Annotated in this window: 18 protein-coding genes; 5 read left to right on the top strand and 13 right to left on the bottom strand. The window is 59.2% G+C overall.

The window, feature by feature from the left end; translation table 11 throughout:
• Positions 1-362: 362 nt before the first annotated feature.
• The 3 genes from treC to treR all read right to left on the bottom strand — a co-directional run bounded on the left by treC (position 363) and on the right by treR (position 4562).
• Positions 363-2018 (bottom strand): alpha,alpha-phosphotrehalase, encoded by a 1656-nt coding sequence (treC, locus tag AB6V08_RS14630; RefSeq protein ID WP_368543578.1) that lies wholly within the window; start codon positions 2016-2018, stop codon positions 363-365.
• Positions 2019-2069: 51 nt separating this feature from the next.
• Positions 2070-3488, bottom strand: a complete 1419-nt coding sequence (treB, locus tag AB6V08_RS14625; protein ID WP_368543577.1) for a PTS trehalose transporter subunit IIBC — start codon at positions 3486-3488, stop codon at positions 2070-2072.
• Between the two features lie 126 nt (positions 3489-3614).
• Positions 3615-4562, bottom strand: a complete 948-nt coding sequence (gene treR / locus AB6V08_RS14620; RefSeq protein ID WP_368543576.1) for a trehalose operon repressor TreR — start codon at positions 4560-4562, stop codon at positions 3615-3617.
• Positions 4563-4948: 386 nt separating this feature from the next.
• Here treR and mgtA point away from each other — a divergent pair, with 386 nt between their 5' ends.
• The gene (mgtA, locus tag AB6V08_RS14615) at positions 4949-7657 is read left to right on the top strand and encodes a magnesium-translocating P-type ATPase (protein ID WP_368543575.1); all 2709 of its coding nucleotides are present in this window, start codon (positions 4949-4951) and stop codon (positions 7655-7657) included.
• Positions 7658-7920: 263 nt separating this feature from the next.
• Positions 7921-10305, top strand: a complete 2385-nt coding sequence (locus AB6V08_RS14610; protein WP_368543574.1) for a beta-N-acetylhexosaminidase — start codon at positions 7921-7923, stop codon at positions 10303-10305.
• 123 nt (positions 10306-10428) lie between these two features.
• Here AB6V08_RS14610 and gbpA read toward each other — a convergent pair whose 3' ends face one another.
• The 10 genes from gbpA to arcA all read right to left on the bottom strand — a co-directional run bounded on the left by gbpA (position 10429) and on the right by arcA (position 19439).
• On the bottom strand, positions 10429-11883 hold the full coding sequence (gbpA, locus tag AB6V08_RS14605; protein ID WP_368543573.1) for an N-acetylglucosamine-binding protein GbpA: 1455 nt from the start codon (positions 11881-11883) through the stop codon (positions 10429-10431).
• A gap of 161 nt (positions 11884-12044) precedes the next feature.
• Positions 12045-12431, bottom strand: a complete 387-nt coding sequence (gene ridA, locus AB6V08_RS14600) for a 2-iminobutanoate/2-iminopropanoate deaminase (RefSeq protein ID WP_014068687.1) — start codon at positions 12429-12431, stop codon at positions 12045-12047.
• 76 nt (positions 12432-12507) lie between these two features.
• The gene (gene pyrI, locus AB6V08_RS14595; RefSeq protein WP_368543572.1) at positions 12508-12969 is read right to left on the bottom strand and encodes an aspartate carbamoyltransferase regulatory subunit; all 462 of its coding nucleotides are present in this window, start codon (positions 12967-12969) and stop codon (positions 12508-12510) included.
• 12 nt (positions 12970-12981) lie between these two features.
• Complete coding sequence (gene pyrB / locus AB6V08_RS14590; RefSeq protein ID WP_014068689.1) at positions 12982-13914, bottom strand: aspartate carbamoyltransferase; 933 nt, start codon at positions 13912-13914, stop codon at positions 12982-12984.
• A gap of 34 nt (positions 13915-13948) precedes the next feature.
• Positions 13949-14053, bottom strand: a complete 105-nt coding sequence (locus tag AB6V08_RS14585; RefSeq protein WP_022646880.1) for a pyrBI operon leader peptide — start codon at positions 14051-14053, stop codon at positions 13949-13951.
• A 100-nt stretch (positions 14054-14153) separates the two neighbouring features.
• Positions 14154-14633 carry an arginine repressor gene (locus AB6V08_RS14580; protein WP_368543571.1) on the bottom strand — a complete coding sequence of 160 codons (480 nt, stop codon included), beginning with the start codon at positions 14631-14633 and terminating at the stop codon, positions 14154-14156.
• An 80-nt stretch (positions 14634-14713) separates the two neighbouring features.
• Positions 14714-16117 carry a YfcC family protein gene (locus tag AB6V08_RS14575; RefSeq protein ID WP_368543570.1) on the bottom strand — a complete coding sequence of 468 codons (1404 nt, stop codon included), beginning with the start codon at positions 16115-16117 and terminating at the stop codon, positions 14714-14716.
• 47 nt (positions 16118-16164) lie between these two features.
• Positions 16165-17169, bottom strand: a complete 1005-nt coding sequence (gene argF, locus AB6V08_RS14570; protein WP_368543569.1) for an ornithine carbamoyltransferase — start codon at positions 17167-17169, stop codon at positions 16165-16167.
• Between the two features lie 127 nt (positions 17170-17296).
• On the bottom strand, positions 17297-18208 hold the full coding sequence (locus AB6V08_RS14565; RefSeq protein WP_368543568.1) for a carbamate kinase: 912 nt from the start codon (positions 18206-18208) through the stop codon (positions 17297-17299).
• A gap of 10 nt (positions 18209-18218) precedes the next feature.
• A complete protein-coding gene (gene arcA, locus AB6V08_RS14560; RefSeq protein ID WP_368543567.1) occupies positions 18219-19439 on the bottom strand; it encodes an arginine deiminase in 1221 nt (406 codons plus the stop codon).
• Between the two features lie 673 nt (positions 19440-20112).
• Between arcA and AB6V08_RS14555 the strand changes: the two genes are divergently transcribed.
• The 3 genes from AB6V08_RS14555 (at position 20113) to yagF (ending at position 23699) form a co-directional block, all read left to right on the top strand.
• On the top strand, positions 20113-20565 hold the full coding sequence (locus AB6V08_RS14555; RefSeq protein ID WP_368543566.1) for a YhcH/YjgK/YiaL family protein: 453 nt from the start codon (positions 20113-20115) through the stop codon (positions 20563-20565).
• Between the two features lie 243 nt (positions 20566-20808).
• Complete coding sequence (locus tag AB6V08_RS14550) at positions 20809-21717, top strand: dihydrodipicolinate synthase family protein (protein WP_368543565.1); 909 nt, start codon at positions 20809-20811, stop codon at positions 21715-21717.
• A 14-nt stretch (positions 21718-21731) separates the two neighbouring features.
• On the top strand, positions 21732-23699 hold the full coding sequence (yagF, locus tag AB6V08_RS14545; RefSeq protein WP_368543564.1) for a xylonate dehydratase YagF: 1968 nt from the start codon (positions 21732-21734) through the stop codon (positions 23697-23699).
• The last annotated feature ends 97 nt before the right edge of the window (positions 23700-23796 follow it).

Here is a 23796-nt window from a genome sequence, read left to right as displayed (position 1 = left end):
TAAAAACAGGTTATCCACAAAGGCGGAAAAGTATTCACCGGGCGAATCATCAGCCAGGCCAGAGACTTCCCTTATTCCCGACGCTTGTTATCCACAATTCCGGCACGCTGTGATGCCATGTCGTTGTTGGAATAGTAGACGATAAATACAAGATGTTGGGTCGGCGTGCATTTTAAGTGCTACATATAGTGATTTGCATCAAACATGTTTGCGATTTTTTTGATTCAGAACAAAGTAAAAAGACGAGAGTACAAATGGCGGGCGCTACAGCGAAGTGTAAATTCCGGCGGGAAAATTCTGATTAATTATTCAACAAAAACAGTAAAGTAAACCGGGCGCATCGCTGCGCCCGGCGCGCAAGATTATGACTGAAGCCACCAGACGGCCTCAAACGGACGCAGGGTCATGCTCTGCGGCGCGTTGGCGGTTTCATCATAGTTAGTGATAACAACCTGCCACTCGCCGCTGAGGGCGTCTGGCTGCCACTGCTGGCATTGGTTGCTGAGGTTCGCCGCCACAATCAGGGTCTGCCCCTGCCACTGACGACGATAGCACCACAGCGCCGGATGCTCAGGCAGCAGATCCAGATAATCCCCCCACGTCAGCACCGGCAGCGTTTTGCGCAGCGCAATCAGCGACTGGTAGGTGTAAAACACGGAGTCAGGATCGCTCAGCGCCGCGCTGGCGTTAATGCGCGGGAAGTTATCGCAGACCGCAATCCACGGCTCGCCGGCGCTAAAGCCCGCGTTTGGCGTGGCGTCCCACTGCATCGGCGTGCGGCCATTGTCGCGGGATTTGCTTGCCAGAATAGCCAGCAGCTCGTCCGCCTCACGGCCCGCGGCGCGCAGCTCGTTGAACATGTTGAGGCTTTCGACGTCGCGATAGTCGGTTATCTGGCCGAAGTGCGGGTTGGTCATGCCCAGCTCCTCGCCCTGATAGATATACGGCGTGCCCTGCATCCCGTGCAGCACCATCGCCAGCATTTTGGCGGACGGAACGCGGTATTCGCCCTCGTCGCCGAAGCGCGACACGATGCGCGGCTGGTCGTGGTTACACCAGAACAGCGCGTTCCAGGCGACGTTGTGCATCCCCTGCTGCCAGTGGCTGAACAGGGTTTTCAGCGCCACGTAGTCTGGCTTCGCCTTCGTCCATTTCTCCCCGCCGGGGTAGTCCACCTTCAGGTGGTGGAAGTTAAAGGTCATCGACAGCTCGCGTCCGTCCAGCGCGGCGTACTGCTGGCAGTTTTCCAGCGACGTCGAGGACATTTCGCCGACGGTCATCAGGCCGCGCGGGGCGAACACGTCGCGGCTCATCTCCTGCAAATATTCGTGGACGCGGGGCCCGTCGGTGTAGAAGCGGCGGCCATCGCCAACGGTATCCTCCGGGAAGTCCTGGTCTTTGGAGATCAGGTTGATCACGTCAAGGCGTAAACCGTCCACCCCGCGATCGGCCCAGAACTCGCACACCTTTTTCAGCTCGGCGCGCACGTCCGGGTTCTCCCAGTTCAGATCCGCCTGCTCCGGGGCGAAGAGGTGCAGATAATACTGTTCGCTGCCCGCGTGCCAGCCCCAGGCGTTGCCGCCAAACTTAGAGCGCCAGTGATTCGGAAGCTGCTCCGGCGTGCCGTCGCGCCAGATATAGAACTGCCGATACGGGCTGTCTTTGTTCAGCGACTCGCGGAACCACGGGTGCTGGGTCGAGGTATGGTTGAACACCATGTCGAGCACGATGCGGATCCCGCGTGAATGCGCCTGCGCCACCAGCTCGTCAAAGTCGTCCAGCGTGCCGTAAGCCGGGTCGATGGCGGTGTAGTTCGCCACGTCGTAGCCGTTATCGACCTGCGGCGAAATATAGAACGGCGTCAGCCAGATGGCGTCAATCCCGAGGGTTTTCAGGTAGTCGAGGCGCTGCGTTACCCCGCGTAAATCGCCCGTGCCGTTTCCTGTCGTGTCCTGAAAGCTTTTAGGGTAAATCTGGTAAATGACGCCGTTTTGCCACCAGTGAGGGAGGGTATTCATAGTGAGTTCCTGCAAATGCGAAGGGGCGCAACTGCGCCCCGAAAAAGAGAGTTAAACAATCTGGAGCGTTCCCTGACGGAACTTACGCTGATAGAGCACGGTGGTGAGCGCCATCGGGACGATAATCGCTACCGCCATTGCCAGCGCAAACACCTGCCAGAAGCTTGGCTGAATGGAGAGGATGCCCGGCAGCCCGCCGACGCCAATCCCGTTCGCCATCACGCCGTTCAGGCCGCACAGCAGGCCCGCCAGGCCGGAACCGATCATCGCGCAGAGCATCGGGAAGCGGTACTTCAGGTTAATGCCGTACATCGCCGGTTCGGTCACGCCGAGGTAGGCCGAGATAGCCGCAGGAACGGAGATTTCGCGCTCGTTGTGCTTGCGGCTGACGATGATGATGCCGGTTACCGCAGAGGCCTGGGCAATGTTCGACAGGGCGATAATCGGCCAGACCGGCGTCCCGCCGAGGCTCTGGATCATCTGCATATCAATCGCCAGCGTGGTCTGGTGAACGCCGGTGATCACCAGCGGCGCGTACAGGAAGCCAAACAGCGCGGCGCCAATCGGGGCGAAGCTGCCGGTCATCAGGTGGCGAACCGCGAAGGCCACGCCGTCGCCAATCATGCGCCCGAACGGGCCGATAAAGGCGTGGGCAAGGAACACGGCGATAATCAGGGAGCAGACCGGAACCACCACCAGGTAAAGGTAGTCAGGAACGATGCGCTTCAGACGCGTTTCAATAAAGCCCAGCGCCAGGCCCGCCAGCAGCGCCGGAATGACCTGCGCCTGATAGCCCACTTTGGCGATGGTAAACAGGCCGAAGTTCCACACTTCCGGCACCTGCTGACCAAGTAAGTAAGCGTTCATTAACTGTGGAGAGACCAGCGTGACGCCCAGCACGATACCCAGGATCGGCGTACCGCCCATTTTGCGCACCGCCGACCAGCAAATCCCGACGGGCAGATAGAAGAAGATCGCTTCGCCAATCAGCCACAGGAAATCGTAGATGCTTTGCAGCGCGGGATACATCTGCGCCAGGGTTTTGCCGTCGCTCATCGGCACGTCGCCGATAACGTTGCGGAAACCTAAGATCAGGCCCCCGCTGATCAGCGCCGGCAGCAGCGGGAAGAAAATCTCCGCGAAGTGGGAGATCAGCTGTTCGTGCCACTTCATATTCTGGCGCGCGGCCTTCTTCGCCTGCTCTTTATCCGCAGACGAATGCCCGGTTGTTGCCAGCAGAGCCTGATAGTAATCGCCCACTTCGGTGCCGATAACGACCTGGAACTGTCCGGCGTTGGTGAAGCAGCCTTTCACCATTTTCAGCTCTTCAATGGCCTTCGGATCGGCCTTAGCCGGATCGTTAAGCACAAAGCGCAGGCGGGTAATGCAGTGGCTGACGGTAGCAATGTTTTCGCGCCCGCCCACCAGGACGATCAACCGATCGATATCGGCTTGGTTAACTTTACTCATCATGAAACCTCATGACAGATTGATAGGGGTAATGACCTGAGCGCAAGCCTACTCCTTCGACGCCAATGCGAAAATGGGAACGTTCCCGAAATTAGGCGAAGATCACAATAAACCGATTTACGAGGGTTATGAAAGGCGGGCGGGAATCACTATCTGGCGGGGCTCTGCGCGGCCGTTAATCTGCTCGATAAGCTGCGCGGCGGCCTGCCGGCCCGACTCCGCGTAGCCCGGGTCGACGGTGATGATTTCCGGGTGCAGGAACTTCATCAGCGGCGTGCTGCCGACGCTGGCAATCTGCAGGCCGTCGATGCGTTGTTCCTGTAAATACTTGCTCGCGCCGAGCGCCAGGGTATCCGTGGCGCAGACCAGCGCGGTGGTTTGCGGCGTGAGCACGCTGGCGACCTGCTCGTAGCCCTGCTTCATGCCCAGCCCCGGCAGGGAGGCGACGGCAGGCAGGCTGTGCTTTTTGCAAAACGCCAGATAGGCTTCGTGGCGGCGCTTGCCGGTGGTGATATCCGCGTGGGGCACGCCGAGATAGCTGATGTGGCGATGGCCTTTATCGTACAGGCGCTGCATCAGCATAACGATCGCCCCTTCGTCGTCGTAGCAAACGGAGGCAAAGCCGCTGGCGTCGCGCGCCAGCATCACCAGCGAAGGCTGCCAGGGTTTGAGCATCTCTTCTTTGATGCCGGTAAAACCAAACAGCACCACGCCGTCGATGTTGCGGCGCTGCAGCATCCCCAGATGTTCTTCCACCATCTGCGGGGAGAACTGGCTCTCCATCATGATCGGGTCGTAACCCTGCTCGTAAAAGGCGGGCAGCATGGTCTGCACGGCGAGGTTTTCAGAAAGGGAATCCAGACGCGAAACGATAATCGCCACCACTTTGTCGCTTTGGCCGCGCATGGCGCGCGCGGAGCGGGAAGGGGAAAAACCGTGCTGATCCACCACCGCCATGACGCGCTCGCGCGTGCGCTCGCTGACACCACTTTCGTTGTTCAGCACGCGCGACACGGTGGATTTCCCCACGCCGCTTAAACGTGCAATGTCTTTAATCGTAAGGCGGTTTTGCATGCTGTATTCCCTGTAACAACGACAAAGTGGTCAATTGAGCCTAATGCGATAGCGTAATTTCGCTATGGGCAAAGTCTGGTTTACGTTCGGTTTATTAGCAGGGCGTTATAATACCGCCCGAATCGCTACGAACGGTACGGTTAAATCCTTATACTGCGCGGCGAAACCCTTAATTTACTTACCGGAGGTTACATGGATCCCGATCCCACGCCTCTCCTGAACGGGAGAGTTCTTTTTATCCGGTAAGCCAGCCTTTTGCTGTCTCACCGGCGTGAGGCAGCAACGTCCCCAACGTTCCTGCTAATAATTCGAGTGCCGTCAGGTACGGATTTACCGTGTCTGCCCGCAAAACTGCGTTCGCCGCTGCGCGCGCAGGAGAGTTTATTATGCTGAAAAATATTACCCGGCAGCTGTTTGCACAGCTGGGCCGCCACCTGCCACGCCGTCTCGTCCAGCGCTCCCCGCTGCCTGAGGCTAAAAACATGGCGGGTGCGACCATCCCATCTTCCCTGACCGAGCGCTGCCTGAACGTGGCGGCGATGGATGAAAACGAAGTCTGGCGCGCCTTTGGCGGCCATCCGGAAGGGCTGAACCCGGCGGAAGTGGAAAAAATCCGCGCGAAGCATGGCGATAACCAGATCCCGGCGCAAAAGCCGGCGCCGTGGTGGGTTCACCTGTGGCTCTGCTACCGCAACCCGTTCAACCTGCTGCTGACGGTGCTGGGCATTATCTCCTATGCCACCGAAGACCTGTTTGCCGCGGGCGTGATCGCGCTGATGGTGGGGATTTCCACGCTGCTGAACTTCATCCAGGAAGCCCGTTCCACCAAAGCGGCGGACGCCCTGAAGGCGATGGTGAGCAATACCGCCACCGTGTCCCGCGTGATCAACGATCTTGGCGAAAACGCTTGGCTTGAGCTGCCTATCGACCAGCTTGTGCCGGGCGACCTGGTGAAGCTGGCGGCCGGGGACATGATCCCGGCGGATTTACGCATTATCCAGGCGCGGGATCTGTTCGTCGCCCAGGCCTCCCTGACCGGGGAATCCCTGCCGGTTGAGAAGGTCGCCCGCACCCGCGACCCGCAGCAGGTCAACCCGCTTGAGTGCGACACCCTGTGCTTTATGGGCACCACGGTGGTCAGCGGCACCGCGCAGGCGATTGTCGTCGCCACCGGAGGAAACACCTGGTTCGGGCAGCTCGCCGGGCGCGTGACGGAGCAGGAGAGCGAGCCTAATGCTTTCCAGAAAGGCATTGGCCGCGTCAGCATGCTGCTGATCCGCTTTATGATGGTGATGACGCCGATTGTGCTGCTGATCAACGGCTACACCAAGGGCGACTGGTGGGAAGCGGCGCTGTTTGCGCTCTCCGTTGCCGTGGGCTTAACCCCGGAAATGCTGCCGATGATTGTCACCTCGACCCTGGCGCGCGGGGCGGTGAAGCTCTCTAAGCAGAAGGTGATTGTGAAACACCTCGACGCCATTCAGAACTTTGGCGCGATGGACATACTCTGCACCGATAAAACCGGCACCCTGACGCAGGATAAAATCGTGCTGGAGAACCACACCGATATCTCCGGTAAAACCAGCGACCGCGTGCTGCACAGCGCCTGGCTCAACAGCCACTACCAGACCGGGCTGAAAAACCTGCTGGACGTCGCCGTGCTGGAGGGCGTGGACGAAGAGTCTGCCCGCACGCTGTCCGGCCGCTGGCAGAAGGTGGATGAGATCCCGTTCGATTTTGAGCGCCGCCGGATGTCCGTGGTGGTCTGCGAGCAGCAGGATGTGCATCAGCTGATCTGCAAAGGCGCGCTGCAGGAGATCCTGGATGTCTCCACCCAGGTGCGCCACAACGGTGAAATCGTCCCGCTGGACGGCACCATGCTGCGCCGCATCAAGCGCGTGACCGACAACCTGAACCGTCAGGGGCTGCGCGTGGTAGCCGTTGCCAGCAAATTCCTGCCCGCCCGCGAGGGGGACTATCAGCGTATCGACGAATCCGATCTGATCCTCGAAGGTTACATCGCATTCCTCGATCCGCCGAAAGAGACCACCGCGCCGGCGTTAAAAGCACTGAAGGCCAGCGGCATTACCGTGAAAATCCTCACCGGCGACAGCGAGCTGGTGGCGGCAAAAGTGTGTCACGAGGTCGGTCTGGACGCCGGTGACGTGGTGGTGGGCAGTGACATCGAGCACCTGTCCGATGACGATCTGGCGAAGCTGGCCCAGCGCACCACGCTGTTCGCCCGCCTGACCCCGATGCACAAAGAGCGCATCGTGACGCTGCTGCGCCGGGAAGGGCACGTCGTCGGCTTTATGGGCGATGGCATTAACGATGCGCCGGCGCTGCGCGCGGCGGATATTGGCATCTCCGTGGACGGCGCGGTGGATATCGCCCGTGAGGCGGCGGATATCATCCTGCTGGAAAAGAGCCTGATGGTGCTGGAAGAGGGGGTGATCGAAGGGCGCCGCACGTTCGCCAACATGCTCAAGTACATCAAAATGACCGCCAGCTCCAACTTCGGTAACGTCTTCAGCGTGCTAGTGGCGAGCGCCTTCCTGCCCTTCCTGCCGATGCTGCCGCTGCATCTGCTGATCCAGAACCTGATGTACGATGTCTCTCAGGTGGCGATCCCGTTTGATAACGTGGACGACGAGCAGATCCAGAAGCCGCAGCGCTGGAACCCGTCCGATTTGGGCCGCTTTATGCTGTTCTTCGGGCCGATCAGCTCCATCTTCGACATTCTGACCTTCTGCCTGATGTGGTTTGTGTTCCACGCCAACACGCCGGAGCACCAGACCCTGTTCCAGTCCGGCTGGTTCGTGGTGGGACTGCTGTCGCAAACGCTGATTGTGCATATGATCCGCACGCGCCGCATTCCGTTTATCCAGAGCCGCGCCGCGTGGCCGCTGATCATCATGACCGGGATCGTGATGGCGCTCGGGATCGCGCTGCCGTTCTCCCCGCTGGCGAGCTACCTGCAGCTCCAGGCGCTGCCGCTGAGCTACTTCCCGTGGCTGGTGGCGATCCTCGCGGGCTACATGGTGCTGACCCAGATGGTGAAAGGGTTCTACGCGCGCCGGTATGGGTGGCAGTGAGTTTTTTACCCTCACCCTCACCCTAACCCTCTCCCTGGAAGGGAGAGGGGACTGTCCGGAGCTGTCTTTCTCCTGGGTAGAGGGATTGTCCGGAGCCGTCTTTCCCCCTCGCCCCTTTGGGGAGAGGGCCGGGGTGAGGGGAATAGCTTTCCTCCCAAATTCAACAACCTGTGATCTCCGTCATCCCATTCGCTTGACGACAAATTGAGCGCATGTTAACAGAATGTTTTGCCTTTTTTCGGCCCGTCAAATAAGGAACATTCATGTTACGGTACAGCCTCTTAACCGCCGGGCTTTTGCTCGGCACCTCCGCTTTCGCCGCGCCCGCTGGCGATCTCCCGTTAATGCCCTGGCCTGCAAAGGTCGAACGTCCTGCCACCCAGGGAGCGTTGGTGCTGACGGATAAGCTTTCCGTCAGCGTCAGCGGCGACGATCTCGGTGATGCGGTGACCCGTTTGCGCCAGCGCATCGCGCTGCAAACCGGCTGGACGCTCCAGCCGCAGGCCGCCGCGCCGGAAAGCCCGACCATCCGCATTACCATTGCCAAAAAGGTGAAGCCGCAGCCGCTGCCGCACAGCGATGAAAGCTACGCGCTAACGGTGGACGCCCGCGGCATCGCTATTGCCGCCAATACCCGCTTCGGCGCGCTGCGCGGGATGGAAACCCTGCTCCAGCTTATTCAAAACGGGCCGGAAAACACCTCGGTGCCGTGGGTGAACATTCAGGACTCGCCGCGCTTCCCGTGGCGCGGGCTGCTGCTCGACTCCGCCCGCCACTTCGTTCCGCTGGAGGACATCAAGCGCCAGATCGACGGCATGGCGGCGGCAAAGCTCAACGTGCTGCACTGGCATCTGACCGACGATCAGGGCTGGCGCTTTAGCTCGAAGCGCTATCCAAAGCTGACCCAGCTTGCCAGCGACGGCCTGTTCTATACGCCGGATCAAATGCGGGAGATCGTGCGCTACGCCACCGCGCGGGGCATTCGCGTGGTGCCGGAGATCGACATGCCCGGCCACGCCTCCGCCATCGCGGTGGCCTATCCGGAGCTGATGAGCGCCCCGGGCCCCTATGAGATGGAGCGCCACTGGGGCGTGCTCAAGCCGGTGCTGGATCCGACAAAAGAGGCGACCTACGCCTTTGCCGACGCGATGGTCAGCGAACTGGCGGCGATCTTCCCGGATCCGTATCTGCATATCGGCGGGGACGAAGTTGACGACACCCAGTGGAAAGAGAACAAGGCGATCCAGCAATTTATGCGCGACAACGGCCTGGCAGACAGCCACGCGCTGCAGGCGTACTTCAACCGCAAGCTGGAAACGATCCTCGAAAAATACCATCGCCAGATGGTGGGCTGGGATGAAATCTTCCACCCGGATCTGCCGAAGAGCATTCTGATCCAGTCCTGGCAGGGGCAGGACGCGCTGGGGCAGGTGGCGCAGCAGGGCTATAAAGGCATTCTCTCGACCGGCTTTTACCTCGATCAGCCGCAGTCGACGGCGTACCACTACCGCAACGAAATCGTGCCCCAGGGCTTAAACAACGTGGACGCGATCGGCGACAGCGACAGCGCCCAGAGCTGGCGCTTCTCGATGCCGCGCCTGAAAGGCAAGCCGGTGGAAGGCAGCTTTACCCTGGTGAAAGGGGAGTCCGGCTGGCGCGGGTTTATCGATTTCGCCGGAAAATCCCGCCGCGCGGTGCAGAACATCGAATGGCGCAGCGACGACCAGGTGACTTTCACCGTCGACACCTGGATGGGCGAAACGCGCCCGGTTGTCACGGTATCGGACAATAAATTGAGCGGCTACTTCCTGGTGGGCAACGCCCGCTATCCGGTCACCGGCCAGTCTCTTGACGAGGTGCCGAAGGGCATTCCGCCGGTGGTACCCGATGCCGCGCAGCAGGCAAACCTGCTCGGCGGCGAGGCCGCGCTGTGGGCGGAAAACGTGGTCGCCCCGGTGCTGGACATCAAGCTCTGGCCGCGCGCCTTCGCCGTGGCGGAACGCCTGTGGTCGGCCCAGGACGTGAACGATATCGACAGCATGTACACCCGCCTGCAGGCGATGGACGCGTGGACGACGGTGTCCGTCGGGCTGGAGCAGCACAGCCAGCAGCAGGCGTACTTTACCCGCCTGGCGAACAGCGCCGACACGCTGCCGCTGCAAATCCTCGCTCAGGCGCTGGAGCCCGCGCAGTATTACACCCGTCAGCATCTGAAGTTCCAGGCCGGAAACTACCACCAGTTTGAGCCGCTTAACCGCCTTGCCGACGCCCTCAGCGCCGAAAGCAACACCGTGCGGCAGATGAACAAGTGGGCCGACAGGCTGGTGAGCGATGCCGAAGACAGCGAAAGCGCCGAGGCGCTGCGCCACGTGTTTAACCGCTGGCAAAATAACACCAGCGACGCGCTGGCGCTCAGCGACGGGAACTATCAGCTGAAAGCGATCAAACCGGTGATTCAGGAGGTGGACAAGCTGGCGGCGATTGGCCTGCGGTTAACCGATCTGGTGGCGCGTCAGGGGACGCTGGATGATAAGGAGATCGATTCGATTCAGGCGGAGCTGGATAACGCGGCGAAAATTCAGGATGAAGTGGTGATTGCGGCGGTCTACCCGCTGGAAACGCTGCTGCGCGCGACGCGCAATCAGTGAAAAAAAGCCCGGTGGCGCTGCGCTTACCGGGCCTACAACGTCCGCACCAACCCGTAGGCCGGGCAAGCGCAGCGCCCCCGGCAAACAGATCGCACGGACCTGTTCACCGGGCATCAGAACAACTTAGTTCTTAAGCGTCCACGCCATTGACCAATGAGAACCTACGCCTGGTTCGAACTGGTTAGCGCCTGCTGCATACTGTACGCAGTAGCCGCTGTATGGCGCTTTCTTACACTGGTAAGTTTTGCCATCTTTAGGCTGCAGAACAACGGTACCCGCCTTGTAAGACGCGAGGTTCTGAGGGAAGGTGTAGTCGTATTTGCCGGTGGTGCTGCCAGAGGACGCATTTTCCAGCATCATATCAACCACGTCCTGCGCGAACAGCGTGCCGTCCTTGTTGGTTGCGTAGTATTTCAGCATGTGGTGACCCGCAGTCACGTCAGTCAGGTTCATGGTGACATCCTGGTTGGCGTTGTTCATTTCCTGCTTCACGTAGCCTTTTTCAGCACCCGCGTGGTTCATGACGCGTGCTTCCAGGTTGACGTTACCCTGGGTGTTTACGTGGAAGGTCACGGTCGCATTGCCGTTGTTGATTTTGCTGAACTGGACGTTAGTCACAGCGATATCTTCGCTCACCTGAGCCTGCTGCTCTTCATAAGAGATAGCAACGGATTTCAGGGTGCTGCCGTCTTTCACGTATACGCTATTTGCGCCGTGAACCGGGTTAACCACGCCGCTTTCGTCTTTCACGCCAACGCGCACGTCGCTGTGAGCGGCGTTGATCGCCTGCGCCAGGTCGTAAGACCACTGGCTTGCATTGCCCTGGGAAGCAGAAGCAACGGTCAGCTCGGTACGCATAGAGGTCACTTCGCCGTTAGCGTCGAAGAAGCGGGCGATAACTTTGTCGCCTGCGTTAACGTTATTACCGGCAATCTGACCATCCAGCGTTGTATTCCATTCGGAAACCACTGCTGGGGTATCGTCGCCCGGCGTAACGTTGCCGCCATTACCGAAATCTACGTCGATAGCCTGGTAGAAGCTATTAGTCGTATCGGCAATTTCCCATACGGCATAAATAACCTGGTAGCCAGTACGTTCTGGAACATTACAGGTCATTTCCTGACGCTGAGCTGGCGCCTGGCCATTTCCGTTAACGGTACAGAAAGGAGTGGATTCAAACTGATCGCGGGTCAGCGGTTTATTTGGATTCCAGTCTTGCTTGGTAATATACCAACGCCAGTTAACGGTTTTATGCGGTGCGGTGTGATACCAGGTAAAGGTATTTTTACCCGCAGTAATTGGCGTTTTAGTCCAGGCATTCAGGCTCTGACGATCGAGCTGTGAATACTGGGAGATACCGGCGCTTGCCAGCTGGCCGTCTGGCGGCAGTGCGCCAGTAGGGAAGCCTGAAGTACGCTCAACGCTCTGTGGTTCATATTGAACGGTACCGCAGTCGATATTTTTACCGAGCTTACACATATAAGCGCGGCTCGCTGGAGATTCAACATAACCGTGTGCTAAAGCCGATGAAGCAACCGTGAGTGTGGCAAGTGCCAGTGCAATTTTAGAAAGTTTCATTTTTTAGTCCATTAGAGGGGGATATAAAGCGGAGTGATTGTAAGAATGGAATGAAAGAACCGTCATCTAATGGTCAGAGTAAAAATATTTAAAATAACTTATCTGATGATTTAATTAAAAAAAAGGCAGCCATTGGCTGCCTTATATAATATTAAAAACAATTAGCGACGCACGGCAATCGCTTCAATTTCAATTTTCACGTCTTTAGGCAGACGGGCAACTTCCACACAGGAGCGCGCCGGGAAAGTGGCGTTGTGCTCGGTGAAGAACGCTTCGTAAGTGGCGTTAACGGTGGCGAAGTCGTTGAGGTCTTTCACGAAGACGGTGGTTTTAACGATATCGCCCACTTTCAGGCCTGCGGATTCCACAATCGCCTGCACGTTTTCCAGCGACTGACGCGCCTGTGCCGCCACGTCTTCCGGCACGGCGCCGGTTTTTGGGTTCACCGGGATCTGGCCAGAGGTAATGATCATGCTGCCCAGGTCAACGCCCTGAACGTATGGGCCGATAGCTGCTGGTGCATTTTCCGTCGCGAGTACTTTGGTCATGATTTCTCCAGAATTACAGCGTTAAGTATGTTCCCGGCCACATTATAGGGAGGCCGGGATCCTTTACCAACCTCAATTAGTTGGCCAGCACCACATAATGAGAAAACTCTTTTTCGCAGTATTTGCATTTGAGTGCGATGTCATCGGCGCGTTTTTTCACTGCAAAACTGGACGAAACCGGCTCAGCGTGGCTGATGCAGTTGCTGTTCGGGCAGACCAGCACGCTTTCGATACGATCCGGCAGATTCGGGCGCGATTTTCCGACCACTTCGTACTCGTCAATGCGGTTCACGGTGGCGTCCGGCGCGTACAGCGACAGCTGGTTAACCTGCTCGTCGGTCAGGAAGGTATTCTCGATCTTGATCAGATCCTTGCGGCCCATTTCCCCGGACGGCAGGTTCAGGCCGATGGTGATGCGCTGGTCGGTTTCGGTCAGCTTGAACAGCGTCAGCAGCTTAAAGCCAACCTGTGCAGGGATGTGGTCAATCACGGTGCCACGCTTGATGGCTTCAACCTGAAGTTTGTTATCGTGTGTCATTGTCATTTCCCCTTACAGAGCCAATTCGCGATTCAGAACCAGTGCCAGTAACGCCTGGCGGGCGAAGATGCCGTTTCCGGCCTGCTGGAAGTACCAGGCGTGCGGCGTCTTGTCTACGTCAGTGGTAATTTCGTCGATGCGCGGCAGCGGGTGCAGCACCTTCATGTTGTCGCGCGCGCCTTCCAGGTCGCTGGCGCGCAGCACGAACTGCGCCTTCACGTTGGCGTATTCCGACGGATCCAGACGCTCTTTCTGCACGCGGGTCATGTACAGAATATCCACGCTGTTCATCACCTCTTCGATGCTGGCGTGCAGGCTCCACTGAATGCCCTTTTCGTCCAGCATGTCGAGAATGTACTGCGGCATCGCCAGCGCGTCCGGGGCGATAAAGTAGAAGCGGTTGCCGTTGAACTTCGCCAGCGCCTGGGTCAGGGAGTGGACGGTACGGCCATATTTCAGGTCGCCGACCATGGCGATGTTCAGGTTTTCCAGGCTGCCCTGGGTTTCCTGAATGGTGAACAGATCCAGCAGGGTTTGGGTCGGGTGCTGGTTCGCGCCGTCCCCGGCGTTCAGGACCGGAATACCGCCGGAAAACTCGGTAGCCAGACGCGCCGCGCCCTCCTGCGGGTGACGCATCACAATCGCGTCAACGTAGGTGCTGATAACCGAAATGGTATCCGCCAGCGTTTCGCCTTTCTTACCCAGCGAGGTGTTGCTGCTGTCCGAGAAGCCGACCACGCTTGCGCCCAGGCGGTGCATGGAGGTTTCAAAGGAGAGGCGCGTGCGGGTAGAGGCTTCGAAGAAACAGCTCGCAATGACCTTATGCTTGAGCAGCTCGGGTTGCGGATTCGCTTTCAGTTTTGCCGCGGTTTCCAGAACCAGTTCCAGCTCTTCGCGGCTGAGGTCGTTTATGGAAATGATGTGTTTTTGATAAAGCGGATTCATGTTTATCTCCTGACGCCGGGCAAAAAAAAGCCCCTCAAATGAGGGGCTCTGGGAATAGGTTGAGCAACGGGAAGAAAAACGGCAGGCCAGCGTCTGATTTCAGACGCGGTAAGACGTTATGTCGTACACGCTTGACCATGCTTCCTCCCGGCAAATTGTCGGGCATTATACGCACCCCGATGTTCGGATCAAGCGATTTAATGCACGCTTTACTCAATGCAAACGGTTCTTTATGAATATTAATTCGTTCTGAGTAAATAATTAATTTGTTTATGCACCAGTGCCGTGCGCTTCACCACCCGCGGGGCGACCCAGACAATACTGCTTCCGGCAACCACGCCTAAAATTTCCGGTAACTGGTGATAATCCAGAATACGCGCCACCGCGCGGCCATATCCGGCGACGGTGTGGATAAGGATAAACTCGCTGTTATGCTCCACGCTGACCACCATTTCGGAAACGGTTCGCGCGGCGTCGGGGGCAGGGCGCAGTTGAGGATTCAACGAATAAATCTTTAGCCCTTTGGCATTTCGAATTTTTATGACTCCGAGCAACCTGAGCAGACGCGAAACGGTGGACTGACTGATGCTTTCAAACCCCCGCTCCTGCAAATCGCGGCGGATCTCCTCCTGGGAGAGATAGCTCTTTTCCGCGATCAAACGCTGGCAGACCGTTAGCTGTAGTTGCTCTTTGGGAGAGTGCTCTTCGTAATCCATCATAGTTCCCATATCAGTTCCCGAAATAACCGGTGGCACCGCACCGATCCGTAGGCCGGACACGCGCAGCGCCATCCGGCAAATTACAACAAGGCGCCCAGGCTCAAGGCCACCATAATCACCACCGTCAGGATCGCCAGCAGCGGCGCGACCCACTTCAGATAACGCACGTAGGGAACGCGAGCAATGGCCAGCCCGCCCATGACGACGGCAGAGGTGGGAGTGACGAGGTTAACGATGCCGGACGCCGACTGGTAGGCCGTGACCACCAGGTCGCGGTTGACGTTAGCGAAATCGGCAAGCGGTGCCATGATCGGCATCGTCAGAACGGCCAGGCCGGACGAAGAAGGCACAAGAAACGACAGCACCACCTCCAGCCAGTACATCACGTTGATGAACGCCACGGTCGGCAGTCCGCTTACCAGCCCCTCGGCGCTGTGCAAAATGGTGTGGGTAATCATGCCCTTATCCATGATCACTACGATACCGCGAGCGATGCCGATAATCAGCGCGACGCCCAGCAAATCTCGCGCGCCGTTGATAAAGGTTGAGGTCAGCTCCTCTTCGCTCATGCGGGCAATCAGGCCGACGATAATCGCGCTGGCGAGGAACACCGCGGAGATCTCCGCCATCCACCAGCCCAGCACCGCCACGCCGTAAATCATCACCGCGAAGGCGAGGGCGAAAATCACCAGAATCACCTTGCGCACCGGAGTGAATTCCAGCGACTGCTCGCCTTTATTCCCGAGGAAGTGGGCGAGGTTCTCTTCCTGCTTATCCGCGACGATGGAGAGGGACGGATCCTTGCGCACCTTGCGGGCGTAGCGCATCACCCACGCCACGCAGATCACCCAGCCGATCACCAGCAGCGCCACGCGCAGGGCGATACCGTTGGTGAAGGGAATGCCCGCGGCGTTGGCGGCGATCACCGTGGCGAACGGGTTGATCGTCGACCCGAGCGTGCCGATCCCTGCTCCAAGCAGCACGGTGGAGGCGGCCACCACCGGGTCAAAGCGCGCCGCCAGCATCACCGGCACCAGCAGGGTGTAAAACGGCAGCGACTCCTCCGCCATGCCGTAGATGGTGCCCCCTGCGGCAAACAGCGCCATCAGGATCGGGATCATCCACTCTTCGCGTCCGCGCAGTCGGGTGGTAACGCGCTCGATCCCCGCGTCGATCGCCCCGGTTTTGGTGACGATCCCCAGAAATCCGCCGATGATCAGGATAAACAGCGCCACGTCGATCGCGCCCGCCTGCCCGGACTCCGGATCGTATAGCCCGGCAATCGGCGCCATCAGCACGGAAACCAGCCCCTGAGGATGCGCCGCTACGGGCGCGTAAGTTCCGGCAACCGGCACCTCTTTGCCGAGGGTTTCATTCAGCGCCATATGGTACTGCCCGGCAGGGACGATCCACGTCAGCACCGCGACCACGGCAATCAGAAAGAAGAGAATGGTGTAAGCAGAGGGAAATTTGAACTTGCCCATGATGTGCTCCTTAAACCCGGCGCACCCCGCGGCGCGCCGGGCGGTGATTAGTCGCCGAGTGTCGCCACCATGACCGCTTTAATGGTGTGCATGCGGTTTTCGGCCTCGTCGAAGACGATGGAGTGGGGAGATTCAAACACCTCTTCCGTTACCTCCAGCCCCTTGAGCCCGTAGGCCATTTCGATTTCGCGGCCCACTTTGGTGTGCTCGTTATGGAACGCGGGCAGGCAGTGCATGAACTTGACGTTCGGGTTTCCGGTGGCCTTCATCACCTCGGCGTTGATTTGGTACGGCGTCATCAGGCTGACGCGCTCGGCCCAGGCCTCCTTCGGCTCGCCCATCGACACCCACACGTCGGTATAGAGGAAGTCGGCGCCGTGAACGCCTTCCTGCACGTCGTCCGTTAAGGTGATGCGCGCCCCGGTCTCTTTGGCGATGGCGCGGCACTGCGCCACCAGATCCGCTTCCGGCCAGAAGGATTTCGGCGCCACCAGGCGAATGTCCATCCCCATCTTCGCCGCGCCGACCATCAGGGAGTTGCCCATGTTGTTACGCGCGTCGCCCAGGTAGGCGAAGGTCAGCTCCGGCAGGGTTTTGCCCGGCGCGTGCTCGAGCATAGTCATCAGGTCGGCGAGGATTTGCGTAGGGTGGAACTCGTCGGTCAGCCCGTTCCACACCGGCACGCCCGCGTACTCGCCCAGCTCTTCGACGATGGCCTGCCCGTAGCCGCGGTATTCGATACCGTCATACATCCGGCCCAGCACGCGGGCGGTGTCTTTCATCGACTCTTTGTGCCCAATCTGCGATCCGCTTGGGCCGAGATAGGTGACCTGCGCGCCCTGGTCAAACGCGCCCACTTCAAAGGCGCAGCGGGTACGGGTGGAGGTTTTCTCGAAGATCAGGGCGATGTTTTTGCCCACCAGCGTTTGCTTTTCGCGCCCGGCTTTTTTGGCGGCCTTCAGCTCAATGGCGAGGTCGATCAGGTACTGGATCTCTGCCGGGGTGTAGTCCAGCAGCTTGAGGAAGTTGCGGTTTTTCAGGTTGATGGTCATGGGTAAATCCTTTTTAAAATTAATGTCTAAGACCTTACCCCTCACCCTAACCCTCTCCCCAAAGGGGCGAGGGGATGGTTTGCTCCCTCTCCCCTTTGGGGAGAGGGCAGGGGTGAGGGGAAGTTATTCAATTACGAATCAACGTGCCTTTCTCGCCCGCGAGGATCTCCGCGCCGTCCGCCAGCGCGCCGATCCCCGCTATCCCGCCGCAGGCTTCGACGAACTCCCGGCAGGCGCTGACCTTCGGCCCCATCGATCCGGCGTCGAACTGCATCTCTTTGAGCAGCTCCGGCGTGACCTGGGCCAGCGGGCGCTGGGTCGGTTTGCCCCAGTCGAGGTACACCGCGTCGGCGTCGGTCAAAATCAGCAGGGCGTCGGCCTCGATCTGGCGGGCGAGCAGCGCGGCGGAGAGGTCTTTGTCGATCACCGCCTCAATGCCGCGGTAGCCGTTGGCATTCTCCACCACCGGCACTCCGCCGCCGCCGTTGCAGATCACCAGGTGATCGCGCTGAATCAGCGCCGTAATGGCGTCGCGCTCAACGATGCGCTTCGGCTGCGGGGAGGGCACCACGCGGCGGAAGTAGCGGCCGTCGGCCTTAAACACCCAGCCTTTTTCCGCCTGCAAGGTTCTGGCCTGCTCTTCGCCGTACACCGGGCCGATGTACTTGGTCGGGTTGCTGAAGGCCGGGTCGGCGGCGTCCACTTCCACCTGGGTCAGCAGGACGCTCACCTCGCGCTGGGGCAGATGGTTTTTCAGCGCCTGCTGGAGCATGTAGCCGATCATTCCCTGGCTTTCCGCGCCGAGGATGTCGAGCGGGTAGGGCGTCACTTTGTCGTAGGCGCTGTTTTGCAGCGCCAGCAGCCCGACCTGCGGCCCGTTGCCGTGAACCAGCACCACGCGCCACTGCGCGGTGAGCCCGGCGATGGTGCGGGCGGCCAGCTCGATGTTCTGGCGCTGGACTTCCGCCTCCAGCGGCTCGCCGCGCTTGAGCAGCGCGTTGCCGCCCAGGGCGACGACCAGCGTAGGTTTTCTTTCCATGATGGCTCCTTTAAATTCCGTCACGTTCCAGCGGGCAGCTCATGCAGCGCGCGCCGCCGCGACCGCGTCCCAGCTCGTCCCCCGGGATCGGCAGCACGGTGATGCCCGCCTTGTCGTACTTCTCGTTGGTCCAGACGTTGCGCTCGTAGCCAATCACCACGCCCGGGCGGATGGTCAGGACGTTGTTGGCGTCGTTCCACTGCTCGCGTTCGGCTTCAAAGGCGTCGCCGCCGGTGGTGATCAGGCGCACCTGGCTAATGCCGAGGGCTTTTTCGATGGCGTGCAGCAGGTCGGTTTCCTGGGTGCGCAGCAGGCCGCCGCGTCCGTCCGGGGTGAGCGTCCAGCACTGGGCGTCTTTGCGCACCACTTCCGGGTAGACGGAGAAGGTGTCGACGTCGATGTGGGTCATGACGGTGTCGAGGTGCATACAGGAGCGGTGTTTTGGCAGCTCAACGGCGATCACGCGCTCCGCCTGGCGGTGCCTGAACAGGCTGTTGGCGAGGAATTCCACCCCCTGCGGCGTGGTGCGTTCAGACATGCCGATTAATACCGCGCCGCGTCCGATGACTAATACGTCGCCGCCCTCTAACGTGGCGTGGTCATAATTAATATTTTCGTCGCCGAAGTATTTAATAAAATCACCGTCGGCAAATGCCGGGTGCCAGCGATAAATCGCGCGAAGATTATTGGTTTCGCGCTGGCGCGCCGGTTTCGCCATCGGGTTAATTGACACGCCGTTATAAATCCAGCATGAGGTATCGCGGGTAAATAAATGGTTGGGCAGCGGCTTCATAATAAAATCATTCGCCGTGTGGGTATCCACCACCATATTTTTAATGGAGGCGGGAATTTCCCCGTAGGTTAATCCGCCGCTTAATCGACGCGCCAGCTCGCGGTGCGGCATATCCGCCAGCCAGCCGCGAACGTCGCCCGCGAAGGTCGGCCCAAGGCGGTAGTCAGAGATTTGCGTGTCGAGCAGCCAGGCTTTGGCGTCTGGAATATCAAGGGTTTGTGTCAGAAGGTCGGTCAACAGCAGGACTTCCACACCCTGCTCGCGCAGCGTGTTTGCGAACAGATCGTGTTCCTCACCCGCACGTTCAACCGACAGCACGTCGTCAAATAACAGCTCTTGACAATTCGACGGTGTTAAGCGTTTTAAACTGAGATTAGGGCGATGCAGCATCACGCTGCGCAATTGACCTATTTCAGAACCGACATAATGCTTTTCCATAATTATTCCTTTAACTGTTTTTCAGAATAAATAAGGCTGGGCCATGTATTTTGTTTAATGACATGGCGTCTGAGTGCAATTGATTTCACGGCTCATATTAGGCGGGTGGATATTTCATATTGTGATGCTGCTCACGCAAAGTCGGGTAAAGCAGGGTTTGTTTTAATATGCATGATGCGTATCAGACAATGACTAATTAGATATTATTTGCCGGTGAATAACTACGCGATGTTCTTTCGCTTTATTTGTATTTGTTATTATTATGTTGAATGTAATGGCTTGAAATATATATCTATATTATTGATTTTTAGCGTGTTTAATTTTCATCGAAAATGGTTATGCAATATCGCTAATTACTTATTTCCGGCTTAACCTAAATCAACAAATAATTATGGGTTTAAACCGCACAGAGTCAGGATAACGAAATGTGAGGTGGACGGGAGTTTTATGACGAGCTTTTTATAATCAGTCGGTTAGCGAAGCGCGTGAAAATCCCTTCGCCGGGGTTATGCATAACCACTGCATAATTGCCCGTAACGGTTTAACAGCCGGTTAACAGCTTTCCCGATAAACATGCGTTTGCGCAAATCTCTGCCAAAAAGTGGTGGTATGGCAGTGGGAATTCTCGTATAAAAGAAAAAATGAAACAGTGTTTTATATAAAGGATCGCATCATGATTATTGGCAACATCCATAACCTCCAGTCCTGGCTGCCGGACGCGCTGCGTCAGGCTATCGACCACGTGAAAGCGCACGTCACCGACGCCACCCCGCTTGGTAAACACGATATCGACGGCAACCGCCTGTTTTATCTGGTGTCCGAAGACACAACCCAGCCGTTCGCCGAGCGCCGCGCCGAGTATCACGCCCGCTATCTGGATATCCAGATCGTGATGAAGGGCCAGGAAGGCATGACCTTCAGCACTCTGCCGCACGGCGCGCCGGACACCGACTGGCTGGCGGACAAAGACATCGCGTTCCTGCCGGAAGGCGAGCAGGAGAAAACCGTGGTGCTGAGCGAAGGGGATTTTGTGGTGTTCTACCCGGGCGAAGTGCATAAGCCGCTGTGTGCGGTGGGCGCGCCGGCGAAGGTGCGAAAAGTTGTGGTGAAGATGTTGGTAGAGTAATTCCTTACCCCTCACCCTAACCCTCTCCCCACAGGGGAGAGGGGACTGCACCGAGCCGTCTTGTCTCCCTCGCCCCTGTGGGGAGAGGGCCGGGGTGAGGGGCAATATGTGATCCAGCTTAAATTTCCCGCACTCCCTCATCCCTTCCCATTTACCTGCGCTTTTTCTGCGTCATAGTATGATCGTTAAATTAATGAACGCTGTTCTATAATGTAGAACAAAATGATTCAGCAAGGAGATCGTATGCCGCAGTCCGCGTTGTTCACGGGGATCATCCCCCCTGTCTCCACCGTTTTTACCGCCGATGGCCAGCTTGACAGGCAGGGCACCGCCGCGCTGATCGACGATCTGATCGAGGCGGGCGTTGACGGCCTGTTCTTTCTGGGCAGCGGCGGCGAGTTCTCCCAGCTCAGCGCCGAAGAGCGTAAAACCATTGCCCGGTTTGCCGTCGAGCATGTCGATCGCCGCGTACCGGTGCTGATCGGCACCGGCGGCACCAACGCCCGGGAAACCATCGAGCTGAGCCAGCACGCGCAGCAGGTGGGGGCGGACGGTATCGTGGTGATCAACCCCTACTACTGGAAAGTGTCGGAAGCGAACCTGATCCGCTACTTCGAGCAGGTGGCCGACAGCGTCACGCTGCCGGTGATCCTCTATAACTTCCCGGCGCTGACCGGGCAGGATCTGACCCCGGCGCTGGTGAAAACCCTGGCCGACTCGCGCAGCAATATCGTCGGCATCAAGGACACCATCGATTCCGTCGCCCATCTGCGCAGCACGATCCTCACCGTCAAAGCCGCCCATCCTCACTTCTCGGTGCTGTGCGGCTACGACGACCATCTGTTCAATACCCTGCTGCTCGGCGGCGACGGGGCGATCTCGGCGAGCGGCAACTTTGCCCCGCAGGTGTCGGTAAATCTTCTGAAAGCCTGGCGGGATAAGGACGTGGCGAAGGCGGCTGAGTATCATCAGACCCTACTGCAAATACCGCAGATGTATCAGCTGGATACGCCGTTTGTGAACGTCATTAAAGAGGCAATCGTGCTCTGCGGACGGCCAATCTCCACCCACGTGCTGCCGCCCGCTTCACCGCTGGACGAGCCGCGTAAGGCGCAGCTGAAATCCCTGCTGCAACAGCTCAAGCTCTGCTGAGCCGGAAGATAATCATGACCATCGAGAAGATTTTCACCCCACAGGACGATGCGTTTTACGCGGTGATCACCCACGCGGCGGGGCCGCAGGGCGCGCTACCGCTGACCCCGCAAATGCTGATGGAATCCCCCAGCGGCAACCTGTTCGGCATGACGCAAAACGCCGGGATGGGCTGGGACGCCAACAGGCTGACCGGCAAAGAGGTGCTGATCATCGGCACTCAGGGCGGCATCCGCGCCGGGGACGGACGCCCGATTGCGCTGGGATACCACACCGGGCACTGGGAAATCGGTATGCAGATGAAGGCGGCGGCGAAGGAGATCGCCCGCAGCGGCGGCATCCCGTTTGCGGCCTTCGTCAGCGATCCGTGCGACGGGCGCTCGCAGGGCACGCACGGCATGTTCGACTCCCTGCCGTACCGCAACGACGCGGCGATTGTGTTTCGCCGCCTGATCCGCTCCCTGCCGACGCGGCGGGCGGTGATTGGCGTGGCAACCTGCGATAAAGGGCTTCCGGCGACCATGATTGCGCTGGCGTCGATGCACAGCCTGCCGACCATCCTGGTGCCGGGCGGGGCGACGCTGCCGCCGACCGCCGGGGAAGACGCGGGCAAGGTGCAGACCATCGGCGCGCGCTTCGCCAACCACGAGCTGTCGTTGCAGGAGGCCGCCGAGCTGGGCTGCCGCGCCTGCGCGTCGCCGGGCGGCGGGTGTCAGTTCCTCGGCACGGCGGGCACCTCGCAGGTGGTGGCGGAAGCGCTGGGGCTGGCGCTGCCGCACTCCGCGCTGGCGCCGTCCGGGCAGGCGGTGTGGCTGGAGATCGCCCGCCAGTCGGCGCGGGCGGTGAGCGAGCTGGATAACCGTGGCATCACCACGCGGGACATCCTCACCGATAAAGCCATTGAAAACGCCATGGTGCTGCACGCGGCGTTCGGCGGCTCCACCAACCTGCTGCTGCACATTCCGGCCATCGCCCACGCGGCGGGCTGCACCATTCCGGACGTTGAACACTGGACGCGCGTTAACCGTAAAGTGCCGCGCCTGGTGAGCGTCCTGCCCAACGGCCCGGACTACCATCCGACCGTGCGTGCCTTCCTGGCGGGCGGCGTGCCGGAGGTGATGCTTCACCTGCGCGATCTCGGCCTGCTCCATCTGGACGCCATGACCGTGACCGGGCAGACGGTGGGCGAGAACCTTGACTGGTGGCAGGCCTCCGAGCGTCGGGCCCGCTTCCGCCAGTGCCTGCGCGAGCAGGACGGCGTGGATCCGGATGACGTGATCCTGCCGCCAGGCCGGGCGAAAGCGAAAGGGCTGACCTCGACGGTCTGTTTCCCGACGGGCAACATCGCGCCGGAAGGATCGGTAATCAAGGCCACGGCGATCGATCCGTCGGTGGTGGGCGAAGACGGCGTTTACCGCCATACGGGCCGGGCGCGGGTGTTTGTCTCGGAAGCGCAGGCGATTGCGGCCATCAAGCAGGAGCAGATCAAAGAGGGCGACATCATGGTGGTGATCGGCGGCGGGCCGTCCGGCACCGGCATGGAAGAGACCTACCAGCTCACCTCCGCGCTGAAGCATATCTCGTGGGGCAAGACGGTCTCCCTCATTACCGATGCGCGCTTCTCGGGCGTGTCGACGGGGGCGTGCTTCGGCCACGTGTCGCCGGAGGCGCTGGCGGGCGGGCCGATTGGCAGGCTGCGCGACAACGACGTCATTGAGATTGCGGTCGACCGCCTGACCTTAACGGGCAGCGTGAACTTCATCGGCACCGCGGACAATCCGCTCACGCCGGAGGAGGGGGCGTACGAGCTGGCGCGGCGGCAGACGCACCCGGGCCTGCACGCCCACGACTTTTTGCCGGACGACACCCGGCTGTGGGCGGCGCTGCAGTCGGTGAGCGGCGGCACCTGGAAAGGCTGTATTTATGACACCGATAAAATTATTGAAGTCATTAACGCCGGGAAAAAAGCGCTCGGACTTTAATTATATTTTCAGCGAAAGTCGTCTACGGAAAATATTCCGTGGACGGCTTTCGATCGTCATTAATTTGTCAATATAAACAATAAGTTAAAATATATCG

The organism is Enterobacter soli, assembly GCF_964208575.1.
GTDB classification, from domain to species: Bacteria; Pseudomonadota; Gammaproteobacteria; order Enterobacterales; family Enterobacteriaceae; genus Enterobacter; species Enterobacter soli_A.
The sequence above is the reverse complement of the archived record's forward strand: the minus strand, read 5'-3'. Positions and strand labels throughout refer to the sequence as shown.

What these genes read in the sequence shown, in the direction of transcription:
- treR (WP_368543576.1), bottom strand. Translation starts at nt 4,562, where the DNA reads ATGCAAAACCGCCTTACGATTAAAGACATTGCACGTTTAAGCGGCGTG.
- AB6V08_RS14550 (WP_368543565.1), top strand. Translation starts at nt 20,809, where the DNA reads ATGCCGCAGTCCGCGTTGTTCACGGGGATCATCCCCCCTGTCTCCACC.
- AB6V08_RS14565 (WP_368543568.1), bottom strand. Translation starts at nt 18,208, where the DNA reads ATGGAAAGAAAACCTACGCTGGTCGTCGCCCTGGGCGGCAACGCGCTG.
- gbpA (WP_368543573.1), bottom strand. Translation starts at nt 11,883, where the DNA reads ATGAAACTTTCTAAAATTGCACTGGCACTTGCCACACTCACGGTTGCT.
- treC (WP_368543578.1), bottom strand. Translation starts at nt 2,018, where the DNA reads ATGAATACCCTCCCTCACTGGTGGCAAAACGGCGTCATTTACCAGATT.
- argF (WP_368543569.1), bottom strand. Translation starts at nt 17,169, where the DNA reads ATGACCATCAACCTGAAAAACCGCAACTTCCTCAAGCTGCTGGACTAC.
- AB6V08_RS14580 (WP_368543571.1), bottom strand. Translation starts at nt 14,633, where the DNA reads ATGATGGATTACGAAGAGCACTCTCCCAAAGAGCAACTACAGCTAACG.
- AB6V08_RS14610 (WP_368543574.1), top strand. Translation starts at nt 7,921, where the DNA reads ATGTTACGGTACAGCCTCTTAACCGCCGGGCTTTTGCTCGGCACCTCC.
- yagF (WP_368543564.1), top strand. Translation starts at nt 21,732, where the DNA reads ATGACCATCGAGAAGATTTTCACCCCACAGGACGATGCGTTTTACGCG.
- arcA (WP_368543567.1), bottom strand. Translation starts at nt 19,439, where the DNA reads ATGGAAAAGCATTATGTCGGTTCTGAAATAGGTCAATTGCGCAGCGTG.
- AB6V08_RS14555 (WP_368543566.1), top strand. Translation starts at nt 20,113, where the DNA reads ATGATTATTGGCAACATCCATAACCTCCAGTCCTGGCTGCCGGACGCG.
- ridA (WP_014068687.1), bottom strand. Translation starts at nt 12,431, where the DNA reads ATGACCAAAGTACTCGCGACGGAAAATGCACCAGCAGCTATCGGCCCA.
- AB6V08_RS14575 (WP_368543570.1), bottom strand. Translation starts at nt 16,117, where the DNA reads ATGGGCAAGTTCAAATTTCCCTCTGCTTACACCATTCTCTTCTTTCTG.
- treB (WP_368543577.1), bottom strand. Translation starts at nt 3,488, where the DNA reads ATGAGTAAAGTTAACCAAGCCGATATCGATCGGTTGATCGTCCTGGTG.
- pyrB (WP_014068689.1), bottom strand. Translation starts at nt 13,914, where the DNA reads ATGAATCCGCTTTATCAAAAACACATCATTTCCATAAACGACCTCAGC.
- AB6V08_RS14585 (WP_022646880.1), bottom strand. Translation starts at nt 14,053, where the DNA reads ATGGTCAAGCGTGTACGACATAACGTCTTACCGCGTCTGAAATCAGAC.
- mgtA (WP_368543575.1), top strand. Translation starts at nt 4,949, where the DNA reads ATGCTGAAAAATATTACCCGGCAGCTGTTTGCACAGCTGGGCCGCCAC.
- pyrI (WP_368543572.1), bottom strand. Translation starts at nt 12,969, where the DNA reads ATGACACACGATAACAAACTTCAGGTTGAAGCCATCAAGCGTGGCACC.